Annotated in this window: 11 protein-coding genes; 4 read left to right on the top strand and 7 right to left on the bottom strand. The window is 59.4% G+C overall.

All coding sequences use genetic code 11. The features are described 5' to 3' along the window. The first annotated feature begins 94 nt into the window (after positions 1 to 94). From P0D71_RS15410 to P0D71_RS15400, 3 genes are all read left to right on the top strand, one after another. Positions 95 to 622, top strand: coding sequence for a (2Fe-2S)-binding protein (locus P0D71_RS15410; RefSeq protein WP_408480841.1), 528 nt, complete (start codon positions 95 to 97; stop codon positions 620 to 622). After that, the gene (locus tag P0D71_RS15405; RefSeq protein WP_408480839.1) at positions 623 to 2,872 is read left to right on the top strand and encodes a xanthine dehydrogenase family protein molybdopterin-binding subunit; all 2,250 of its coding nucleotides are present in this window, start codon (positions 623 to 625) and stop codon (positions 2,870 to 2,872) included. Positions 2,873 to 2,980: 108 nt separating this feature from the next. Next, positions 2,981 to 3,295 carry a helicase gene (locus P0D71_RS15400; protein WP_408480837.1) on the top strand — a complete coding sequence of 105 codons (315 nt, stop codon included), beginning with the start codon at positions 2,981 to 2,983 and terminating at the stop codon, positions 3,293 to 3,295. A 25-nt stretch (positions 3,296 to 3,320) separates the two neighbouring features. Here the strand turns inward: P0D71_RS15400 and P0D71_RS15395 are convergent, their stop codons facing one another. Further along, the gene (locus P0D71_RS15395) at positions 3,321 to 3,704 is read right to left on the bottom strand and encodes a nuclear transport factor 2 family protein (protein WP_408480835.1); all 384 of its coding nucleotides are present in this window, start codon (positions 3,702 to 3,704) and stop codon (positions 3,321 to 3,323) included. A gap of 33 nt (positions 3,705 to 3,737) precedes the next feature. After that, positions 3,738 to 4,535: a hypothetical protein gene (locus P0D71_RS15390; RefSeq protein ID WP_408480834.1), complete on the bottom strand. Its 798-nt coding sequence runs from the start codon at positions 4,533 to 4,535 to the stop codon at positions 3,738 to 3,740. 241 nt (positions 4,536 to 4,776) lie between these two features. On the opposite strand from P0D71_RS15390, the gene P0D71_RS15385 reads away from it, so the two are divergent. Then, on the top strand, positions 4,777 to 5,904 hold the full coding sequence (locus tag P0D71_RS15385; protein WP_408185901.1) for an aminotransferase class V-fold PLP-dependent enzyme: 1,128 nt from the start codon (positions 4,777 to 4,779) through the stop codon (positions 5,902 to 5,904). 350 nt (positions 5,905 to 6,254) lie between these two features. On the opposite strand, the gene P0D71_RS15380 is transcribed toward P0D71_RS15385, so the two are convergent. From P0D71_RS15380 to P0D71_RS15360, 5 genes are all read right to left on the bottom strand, one after another. After that, the gene (locus tag P0D71_RS15380) at positions 6,255 to 7,232 is read right to left on the bottom strand and encodes a phytanoyl-CoA dioxygenase family protein (RefSeq protein ID WP_408294960.1); all 978 of its coding nucleotides are present in this window, start codon (positions 7,230 to 7,232) and stop codon (positions 6,255 to 6,257) included. Between the two features lie 724 nt (positions 7,233 to 7,956). Then, positions 7,957 to 8,286, bottom strand: coding sequence for a hypothetical protein (locus tag P0D71_RS15375; RefSeq protein ID WP_408187464.1), 330 nt, complete (start codon positions 8,284 to 8,286; stop codon positions 7,957 to 7,959). A gap of 166 nt (positions 8,287 to 8,452) precedes the next feature. Continuing rightward, positions 8,453 to 9,745, bottom strand: coding sequence for an NAD(P)/FAD-dependent oxidoreductase (locus tag P0D71_RS15370; protein WP_408480833.1), 1,293 nt, complete (start codon positions 9,743 to 9,745; stop codon positions 8,453 to 8,455). Positions 9,746 to 9,752: 7 nt separating this feature from the next. Continuing rightward, complete coding sequence (locus tag P0D71_RS15365; protein WP_408480831.1) at positions 9,753 to 10,499, bottom strand: amino acid ABC transporter ATP-binding protein; 747 nt, start codon at positions 10,497 to 10,499, stop codon at positions 9,753 to 9,755. Beyond that, positions 10,496 to 11,152, bottom strand: coding sequence for an amino acid ABC transporter permease (locus P0D71_RS15360; protein WP_091805720.1), 657 nt, complete (start codon positions 11,150 to 11,152; stop codon positions 10,496 to 10,498). The genes P0D71_RS15365 and P0D71_RS15360 overlap by 4 nt, the downstream gene beginning before the upstream one ends. Between the last annotated feature and the right edge of the window lie 7 nt (positions 11,153 to 11,159).

Raw genomic sequence — 11,159 nt, 5'->3', positions numbered from 1 at the left:
TTTACGGCTTTCAATAATGGCCGCAAGCACGCGGTCTTTCACGCTCTCGTTCATGCATGCGCCGCGCTGCACAACAACATTCAGGAGACAGCGCATGATCGAGATCGTGGTCAACGACACGCGGCACTCGCTCGACAATGTACCGGAAGACATGCCCCTGTTGTGGGTGTTGCGCGACCGGCTCAAATTGACCGGCACCAAATTCGGCTGCGGCGGCGGCTTTTGCGGTGCGTGTACGGTGCATCTGGAAGGCGAGGCGGTTCGCTCGTGTTTGCTGCCGATAGCCGCGGTGGCCGGAAAACGCATCACGACGATCGAAGGATTGTCGAAGGACGGCCGGCATCCGCTGCAACTCGCGTGGGTCGCCGAGGATGTACCGCAATGCGGCTACTGCCAGTCCGGTCAACTGATGCAGGCGGCCTCGTTTCTCAAGGACAAGCCGACCGTCAACGACGAAACCATCACGGCGGCGATGTCGGGCAACATCTGTCGATGCGGCACGTACTCGCGGATTCGCAAGGCGATCAAGCGGGCGGCTTCGGGTGATGCATCGCTGGCGGCGGTAGAGATGCCTGGTTGCGCGTCCGCCTGCTCGTTTCATGCTACGAACGAGGAGGCTTGAATGCGCAACGACAAAGACGCGCTGACCAGCGCTCGCGGCGCCGCGCGCCGTCGCTTCATCAAGCAGAGTTCGGCGCTGTTGGCCTCGGGGCTTGCGATCGGCTTCCAGTTGCCTGAAGCGTTCGCCAACGGTAATAGCGCAAGCGGCGACCCCAAACCGCAAGCCGGCGAATTCGAACCGAATGCGTGGGTGCGCGTACTGCCGGACGACACGATCAAGCTCGTCGTCCATAAACACGACTCCGGCACGGGAACGCGTACCGCGCTCGCTGCGCTGGTCGCGGAAGAATTGGATGTCGATCCGTTTCGCGTGGATGTGATTACGCCGGAGAATCCGTTTTACGGCGATTACATTCATCCGTTGTGGAAGGTGTTTTCGACGGGCGGGAGTACGAGCGTCTCGCTGGAATACGACCGCTTGCGACGTGCAGGCGCGACAGCGCGGGCGATGTTGATCGCTGCCGCGGCGAAGCAATGGAATGTGGCGCCATCGGCATGTTCGACGGAAAACGGCTTCGTCATCGACAAGGCTGGCGGCAAGCGTGCGAACTATGGCTCGCTGGCGCAGGTCGCCGCGCGATTGCCCGCGCCTAAGGACGTCGCGTTGAAAGACCCGTCGCAGTTCAGATACATCGGCAAATTGCAGAAGAAACGCGGCGCTGCGGAGAAGGCGAGAGGCGCGTTTCCGTACAGCATCGACGTGTCGTTGCCGGGCATGCTGGTCGCGGTCGTCACACGTGCGCCGGTGATTGATGCGCGCGTGCGCAGCGTGGATGCCAAAGCCGCGCTGGCCGTGCCCGGTGTGCGGCAGGTCGTGCAGATTCCTGGGAGGCCGGACATTCTCGGCGGCAATCAGGCGGGCGTGGCCGTATTGGCTGATGACTACTGGTCGGCGCATAAGGGGCAGGCGGCGTTGCATGTGGAGTGGGAAGATAGTCCGCTTGAAACTTTCGATAGCAGCACGCTTGCTGCGCGTCAGGCGGCGTGGCTCGACGATCCCGCGGCAAGGGTGGTGCCGACCATTCAGAGCGGCGATGTGAAGACGGCGTGGCCGCATGGTGCGCGGGTGATCGAAGCTGCTTATTCGATGCCTTATAAGGCGCAGAATCCGCTCGAACCGATCAACGTCACTGCGTGGGCGAAGGATGGGCAGATCGAGTATTGGGGTGGTCTGCAGGTGCCTTCGACGGTGCAGGAGGCGGCCGAGGTGATCGGCGGCATTCCGGCGGATCGTGTGGTGCTGCATGAGCTGGTTTCAGGCGGAAGCTTTGGGTCGCGTGAATCGAAGTACTGGCTTTTTGAAGTGACGTGGCTTGCGTTGAAGGTTGGGCAGCCGGTCAAGCTGATGAACAGCCGCGAGGACGAAATGCGCGCGCTTTACTATCACTCGGCGAGCTATCACCGGGCGAGGGCCGTGCTCGATGCGCGCGGCAATCTGGCGACGCTGCAATTGCGCGCGGTCATGCCTGCTTCGCCGGAACAATGGGAGCCGGGGTACTTCGATCGGCCGGATCGGATGGATTACAGCACCACGGAGGCGATCAGCAAGTATGAGTTCGCTTATGGGGCGCCACATGTGGATATTGGTTGGGTGCGGCATGAGACGGGGGTGCCGACCGGCTGGTATCGGGCGGTGAGTTATATCCCGAATGTGTTCGCGGTCGAGTCGTTCATGGATGAGGCGGCGCATGCGGGGCATCAGGATCCGGTCGAGTTTCGGCTCGCGCATATGAAGGATCTGAGGCATCAGGCTGTTTTGCGTGAGGCGGCGAAACGGGCTGGGTGGGGGAAGGCGTTGCCTGCCGGGACTGCTTTGGGTGTGGCGACGAATCAGGCGTATAGCAGTTATGTGGCGGTCGTGGCGCGGGTGGCTCGCAAGGGCGATGGGGTTGTAGTCGAGAAGCTCACCTGTGTCGCGGATTGTGGGTTGGCTGTCTCGCCTGGTGGTGTAGAGGAACAGCTTTATGGTGGATTGATGTGGGGGCTCGGGCATGCGACAGCGGATCGCATTGATATTCGGCATGGGCAGATTCAGCAGAAGAACTTCGATAGTTATCGGGTCATGCGGATGAGTGATATGCCGGAGGTCGACGTTCTGATTGTGCAGGGGGATACGTCGAAACCGGGTGGCGTGGGGGAGTTGTCGAGTCCTTCGGTGGCGCCGGCGGTTGCTAATGCGGTGTTCAGGCTGACGGGCAAGCGGTTGCGCGATACGCCGTTTGAGTTGGAGAATGTGGGGCGGAAGGCGTAGGCTTGAGGCGGTGGTTGCGCGATTCGATCTGGCTATTGCATCGACCGGTTGAATCCGCGACCGATTAAGCCGCTGTTAGAATGGCGGCCCTTTCCTTGGGAGCTGCACATGTCTTGGTTCATCTATGAAGTGCCCGAATACAACGAAGATGCGGCACGTATCGAACCCTTCAGCGACCTGCGTAGCCGTGTCGTGAAACTCAGTGGTCAGGCCATGGCTGACGAGCTGGAAAGCGTCCGCGAGAATGCTGCGGTGACGGCGGACACGCCGGCTCGGCCGCTGCGCGCTGCGGAAAATCCACACGTATTTCCGATCCCTTATGCCGATTCTATGATTCTGGTGGGGTTTATCTTCGAACTGAAGCGCGAGGGTAGGCAGTTGGTGGTGTCGCCTGTGGAAATGCCTTGGTTGAAAGAGGCGTAAGGAAGAGGGGCAATGCATCGCATAGTCACGCGATTTGCTGAACCCATTGACTCCGCCAACTCGGCGCTTCAAATGGATCGGAAAAATACTGCGTCTCGTGAATAACCTTGCCGTTACAGAACTCCATAATGCTGACCGTGTACGCCAGCCGCCCGTTATAGTTGATGGCGTATTCCGTTATCCATAGATTGCCTTCCCCTTGAATGCGCCTGACATCGAAACCTGCTGGCTTGCCTGGATGATGACTCCGCAGTGCCTGCAAATTCGTTCGCCCGAGGATTCGCTCGCCTGACTGCGGATAGTCACAGATGGCATCGTCATGGTAAATATCGTGTTCCGCGTCGAGATCGCCGGCCGCCGACGCTTGCCAGTGCGCATTCAGTGCCTCACGTATTGTCTCGTCCTGCATGGCGTGCCTCCGGATAACGTCTACGTTCAACAGTTACGTGCGTCGAGGAATAACCCCCGACGCCGCGGCGATGCGGTTTTTTTCAGCGACGAGTTGGTCATCATTGGTCGCCACCAGCCAAAGACGTGCGTGCTCCGCGATCTGGCGGTTGTGGTCCTTCAACGGGCCCATCGCCGCAGCTGCTTTCCAGACCACCGATCCGATTCGGCTTTGCCTCCCAGACGGCGCACCTACGAGCAGGCAGTAAGGTCCCAGCGGAAGCGATACAAACGGAAGTGCCGGACTGGCGCGCACACGCCAGTCGATGAACGGCGCCTCGTTGATCAGCAGCGGTGTGGGCAAGCCGTAAAGCACGCTGAAATCGTATAGCGCCAGTTGTTCTGGCATGCCAGCGTACATACGCCTGATGTCGTCGACAACCGCTGCGCGAATCTCGTCGTCGAACATGGGTTCTTGCGCGTAGCGGCCAAATGCTTCTCGAGCCTGTGATTGATAGGCGCTGAACAGGCCGAGTTCGACGCAGTCCTGCACGGCGCGTTGAACCTCCGCGACAGAACCTGCTTCCTCTGGCGTGCCCAATTGCGCGGCTCGCAGAAAGCGGGCGAGTCCCGCTTCCTGGATCGCGGGACCATCTTTGGACACGTCGTCTTGAGCGTCCTTGCCGAGGGGTACGTAGGTGTATTTCTCGGCTGCGAAATGCGATTTCTTGCCTTCATCAAACTTGATCTCGGCATCCGCGTAGTCAAGATAGCGAGTGCCGATCCGTCCATGCTCCCAAATCCAATTTTTCAGGAACGGGCGGAGTGGATGCGGTTTGTCGTGGTCGGGCATGGGGACCTCCAAGTGTCCTAGTATAGTTCCAAGTAGGAAGCGGGTCTGCGGAGGGCGAGGCGACGGTTCAAACCGACGGAGTGGCTCGTTCTATCAAGCCAGGCGGATGCCCCGCTGGCCTGGCAGCGACCGGCGCCACGGGCCGGCAGCAGCAATGCAAAATGCTTTTTGCCGCAGCCGCACATAGCTTTCGCTAGAATCTGTTTCACGTACAAATATTCATCTATAACCGGAGACAAACGTGCCAGGCTTACTTCCCGATGTCGACCGCGAGGGGCTCCTCGAATACTCAGTCGTTTACACCGACCGATCAATCAATCATATGTCGCAGCTCTTTCAAGGAGTGATGCGCGATATTTCCGATTCTCTGAAGAAGGTCTACAACGCGAAGTCGGTCGTTGTTGTACCTGGCAGCGGGACGTTCGGCATGGAAGCCGTCGCCCGGCAGTTCGCAACGAACAGGAAGTGCCTGGTCATCCGGAATGGCTGGTTCAGTTTCCGCTGGACGCAGATTTTCGACATGGGCGGCATTCCGTCTGAATCGATCGTGCTGAAGGCGCGCCCGGTCGAAGAAGGGAGACAGGCTGCCTATGCACCGCCACCTATCGAAGACGTGGTCGCCGCAATCAGGGAACACAAGCCGGATCTGGTCTTTGCGCCGCATGTCGAAACCGCATCCGGGATCATGCTGCCGGACGCTTATTTGCGCGCGGTGGCCGACGCTGCGCATGCCGTCGACGGCATGTTCGTACTGGATTGCATTGCCTCCGGTACGGTCTGGGTCGACATGAAGGCGAGCGACGTTGACGTCCTGATCAGCGCACCGCAAAAGGGATGGAGCGCGTCGCCGTGCTGCGGTCTGGTCATGCTGAGCGAGCTTGCCCGCGAAAGAATCAACGGGACGACGAGTACCAGTTTCGCGTGTGATCTTCGCAAATGGCTGCAGATCATGGAAGCCTACGAGAACGGTGGGTTCGCGTATCACGCGACGATGCCTACGGACGGTCTCGCTACGTTGCGTGACGTTATGAAGGAGACCGAGGCATACGGCTTCGATAAAGTGAGAGCGGAGCAGCTTGAGCTTGGGAAGCGTGTTCGGTCACTTCTTGCGGATAAGGGGTTTAGAAGCGTGGCGGCTGAAGGGTTTGAGGCACCGGGCGTTGTCGTCAGCTACACCGACGATGATGGAATTCGATCGGGTAAGAAGTTTGCCGATGCGGGTTTGCAGATTGCGGCTGGCGTTCCGCTTCAATGCGACGAGCCTGAGGATTTTAAGACCTTCCGCATTGGATTGTTTGGGTTGGACAAGCTGCATGACGTCGAAGCTGCGGTAGCGAGGCTTGCGAAGGCGTTGGATAGTATTGTTTAAAGCGATTTTTCTTTTTTGCGGCGTACGTGCGTATCGCTCGTCATCGCAACCACGTCGGCAGGAGGAACTGCGAAGCTTGGTGGTGATCCTAATACGCATTGTTCGGCCAATGCCGACATTGAAACGTGCTAGATCCGGCGTGAGCAAGGTGTCCCGTTGCTCACGCCGGTGGCATCAAGCAACTGGACGCCCGCTATTTGAATCGATGAACTGGCACTCCCAACCCACTGCGGCTCGTGATCGCATTAAGCGACGAATGTCGCGTTCCGCGGGCTCTGCCGCGTTGATCCAACGCCCTGCCACCAGCGCCTTTCTATGGGGAGCGACGCTCCTCGAAAACGTCTTGCGCACTACTTGGATTTCGACGCGCCGCGGCCACCCAGTCTTCCGCGAATTCGACGCATGAGCGCCTGCTGCAATTGCTGTGCGAATCCGCTTGTTGCGCGCTGACGTGAACGCCGGACTTTGCGAGCGACCTCGATCAGCACGCCCCCTCGTATCAGCCATTGCCGACGGCGTTGTGAAGCCGCCTCGGCGGGCCGCTGCAGCCAGCTGAATTCCCGTGGTACATGTTCCACAGCGCCGGGCGCAGCGAAGACGACGATGTAGGCAAGACGTGCACTAGTCGTCTGGTTTGGACCAGCGCCGTGCAGCGTGCGTCCGCTATGAATCACGATTCCGCCAGCCTCGACAGGGCAGTAGTTCACGTCGTCTGGATTGAATGCGTCGATGCATTCGAGCCCATGAACCCGCTCGTCTCCTTGGTAGGGACGATGTGTCAGGACTTCGCCCAGATGCGAGCCCGCCACGTAACGCATGCACCCGTTCTCGAGCGTTGCCGCCGAGGTTGCCATCCACACCGCGATCTGCCGGCGCCCCTGCTCCGGGCCCGACTGATATGCCTCGTCCTGATGCCACGGCGTTTGTGCGCCATGCAGTGCGGGCTTGAGAATGGCATGGTCGAAGGCAAACTCGGCTTCGGGTCCAAGGATGGCGCGGGCGAGCCGAAGGGCGTCGGCAAAATAGCGTGTCTGATGAAGCTCGGGCGCATAGTTGTGCGGCAACACCAGTTCGGTCAAGCTATCGGAGCCTAGGGAATCGTTGGGATCGACCAGGTCGCGCCGAGCGCCTTCCTTGAAACCCGTACCATCGCGCAGGAGTTTCTGCAGTGTGGCATTGATGAACTGTACGTCGTCAGCCGATGCAAAGTCCGGTACGCAAAGAAAACCGTTGCGTTCTAACGAAGAGAGATATTCCGGAAACCGGCTAGGGGACCCGATGAATGCGTTGCCGCCAAGATCAGGAGCATGTTGGGTCGCCATATCCATTCGGTTTCCTGATTTATGTTCCGAGTTATATGTGCACTCTGCAGCATTGTTCGCAGCCAGCTGATTGGTTGCGAACGAAAGCAGACTGTAATTTATATAACTGACAGTTGCTCATGGCAGACGATGCTCCGCAGCGGTTAGATCATATTTGCTCTGTATGCGTTGTTCTGTTAGATCCCGAACATAGCGAGAACGGTTAATCGCAATGAAGGATGGGTAGAGAAAATCGCCAATGTTAAGGATTCCTTTTACTATCCCATTACAGTTGCGGTTGTTTGGTAGCCCAGAGACCACATACTTTTAAAAGATCGGGACGATCCAGATTACGGTGTGCCGACTAAGCGTGTAGTGGCGCGACCGTTAGGAAAATGTCAGGAAAAGACGAATGACCGCTGTCCGACCGGGCAGCGGCCCTTCATGCGACCAATGGCGAATGACCGACCCGAATTTCTCCGCGACGGACTTCGACGAAAATCGTCAGCTACGAATCGAGCCCTGACTCGCGATGGCCTTCTCCACCGAGGCGTGAATAGGTTACACCCTCATCGATACTCACGCATCCGTCACCGCGCGTGCTGTGGCGAAGTCCTCGCTCTCTGCAACGCTCGGCAGCGTGCGCCGGCGGAGGCCGGTCGTATTGACTCATTCCTGCTACTGCGGAAGTGGGGCGCAAGTCGAAATTACTTACGCTCATATTCGCGGTTGGTCTTGAGCTTTACATCTCTCATTGGCCAGCGGCAGGCGAAACGACACTTGGCCTCGCCAACGTGTTGTTGCTTTTAGGAGCGCTGGTCCCAGATGTAGAGCTACTATTCGAGCCACTCGGCAAACCCGAATTCGGCGCCCTGGTCGCCATCCCGCTATCCGAATTCGTAGCGCCAGGCGTGCCATAACCACTCATTCCACTGCTCGGCTGATTCACCTGATTCGCGGGACTTGCCGTGCTACCCGCTGAACCGGTGCCGTTCGAACCTCCCGCTGTCTGTGCATAAGCGCCACCCGACAGCGTAAGTGCGGCGATGGCCGCGATCAATGTGCTGATTGCCTTGCTCATGATCCATCCCTCCTTATCGGACTGAATAAAGAAACAGACGGTCGTCGCCTGCCCGACCAAAAGCGCAGCAATCGCTGTGCCGCCGACTCTTATTCATGCCGAAAAGGATGCGTACCGATTCAATAGGAGCTGCGCCAGCCACACCGCATACACCCGAACTTATGCTTCAAGAAAGCGCATCGAGCAGTCCATACCATGCCACGCCCGCGCTGATATAAAACCGCTGCAACGCATGAAACGGCACAGGTTCGATAGAGGTCGGCGGAAGCGGCAAGCCACGTGTCGTCCCGCCGATCAAAGCGGCCAGATGTTTTCCTAACGTCGTCGCCATTGCAATGCCGCGTCCGTTGTAACCCAGCGCGATCGTCATCCCTTCTGCCGGCACATGCACGTGCGGCAAAAAGTTGCGGGTGATGGCGATACGACCCGCCCATCGGTATTCGTATTCGATGTCCTTCAGTTGTGGAAACATCAACCGGGCGGCACGTTCGAGATGCGCCCAATCCGCGGCATTGCGAGGCTCGCGAAAGGGGCCGCGTCCGCCCATCAGCAGACGTCCATGTGCGTCCTTGCGGAAATAGAGCAGCAGTCGCCGTGAATCGGAAGCCACTTCGCCACCGGGCAGAATCGTTGCGCCGACATCATCAGGTAGCGGCCTCGTTGCGACGATAAAGCTATTTGCGGCGATCACGGATTGAGCGAGTTGCGGCCAAAGCCCATCCGTATAACCGTTGGTTGCCAGCAGCACCTGCTTCGAATCGATGAGCGAACCCTGTGCCGTGCGAATCCTCCATCCTTTCGGACCACGCTCGACGCTCGCAGCACGGGTTCCGCTGTGTATCGCCGTGCCCGCCGTTTGCGCCGCGCGTGCGAGGCCGCGCGCATAGCTCAACGGATGCACGCTGCCCGCGCGCAGGTCGACCCAACCGCCGACGAATGCGTCCGTGCCGAGCCGCCTCGATATCTGCGTACGGTCGAGCAATTCGACCGGCGCGCCGCGCGACGCCCACTGCTGCGCCCGGTTGTGTAGTGTGCCGAGCAGCTTGCTCGAATGGGTCGGCTGAATCCAGCCGGCGCGAGTCGCGTTGCACTGAATGCCATGGCGCTCGATCAGTGCGAAAACCGAATCGGCGCCGCCGCCCGCCATTTGCACGAGTGCTTCGCCATCGCGTGGGCCGTAGCGTCGGATGAGTTCGTCGGGATCGTATTTCAGGCCGGGAATCACCTGGCCACCATTACGGCCGGACGCGCCCCAACCGGGCTCGTTGGCGTCGATTACACAGACGCGTATGCCTTGTTCCGCGAGATGCAAGGCCGTCGACAAACCCGTGTAACCGGCGCCGACAATCGCCACGTCCGCTGTGACCGAGCCGTCTAGCGGCGGTGTATCGACCGCGGGTTCCGCCGTTGCCGCCCACAAAGAGGGAGGCAACGGCTTTGCAACTTCAACCAGGCTCATGATGTTTTCAAATCCGGGGGGCGTCGGTAAGCGTGGGCATCCTGCCGAGAAACTCGCGAGTGCGAGGATTGCGCGGACGTTCGAACAGATCGGCGGCGGAGCCTTCCTCGTGGATCGTGCCGTCATGAAGAAAGCACACGCGATCGGCGACCTCGCGCGCAAAGCCCATCTCATGCGTGACGACGATCATGGTCATGCCGTCGTCGGCGAGTTGGCGCATCACGCCCAGTACTTCGCCGACCAGTTCCGGATCGAGTGCCGAAGTCGGCTCGTCGAAGAGGATCGCTTTTGGTTCCATGGCCAGCGCGCGCGCAATGGCCACACGCTGTTGCTGTCCGCCCGACATCTCGGCGGGGTACGCGTCCATGCGATGCGCGAGGCCGACCTTCTCGAGCAGATGGCGGGCCCGCTCGCGTGCCTGTGCACGCGCTTCTTTTCTCACGAATACCGGACCTTCGAACACGTTTTCCAACGCGGTACGGTGCGGAAACAGATTGAAGCGCTGGAACACCATGCCGACCTGCGCGCGCAGGTCGTGGATCTGTTTCGAAGCTGCGTCGACGGCCTGGCCTTCCACCGTGATCGTGCCGGCGTCGTGCCGCTCCAGTCCGTTGATGCATCGAAGCAGCGTCGATTTGCCTGATCCGGACGGACCGATCAGACACACGACCTGACCGCGTTCGACACTCAGACTGACGCCTTTGAGCACATGCTGATCGTGAAACCGCTTGTGAATCGAGTCGACCTTGATCATCGTTTTCCCTTCAGTCCGAGACGGCGTTCGAGTCGCCGCAATCCATAGACGAGCGGCAGGCTGAGTCCGAGGTAAAGCAACGCGACCAGCGTGAAGACCGTCATGTTCTGAAACGTGGACGAAGCGATGAGCTGTCCGGCGCGCGTCATTTCGGCGACGGTGATAGTCGATGCGAGCGACGAGTCCTTGAGCATCATCACGAGCGTATTGCCATATGGCGGCAGTGCGATCCGGAACGCCTGCGGCAATACCACGCGCCGCATGATCATTGCGCCGCGCATGCCGATGGACTGCGCCGCTTCGATCTGCCCGTGATCGATCGCCTGAATGCCGGCGCGAAAGTTCTCCGCCTGATACACCGAGTACGCGACGCCAAGGCCAATGAAACCCGCCTGGAACGCCGACAATTGCACGCCGAGGTCCGGCAGCACAAAGTAGATGTAAAAGAGCTGAACGATGATGGGCAGGCCGCGGATCACGTTGATAAAAGTCGCGGCGGCGTTCGATACGATGCGGTTGCTGGACACGCGCATCAGCGCAAGCACGAGGCCGAGCACGGTACTCAGAACGAACGAGCAGAAGGTGATCTCGATCGTGACAACCGCGCCTTTGAGCAGGATCGGCAGAAACTCGACGGCGTTCTGGAAGAACATGGCGGAC

The sequence above is a fragment of the Paraburkholderia sp. RL17-383-BIF-A genome (assembly GCF_046028015.1).
GTDB lineage: Bacteria > Pseudomonadota > Gammaproteobacteria > Burkholderiales > Burkholderiaceae > Paraburkholderia.
The sequence above is the reverse complement of the archived record's forward strand: the minus strand, read 5'-3'. Positions and strand labels throughout refer to the sequence as shown.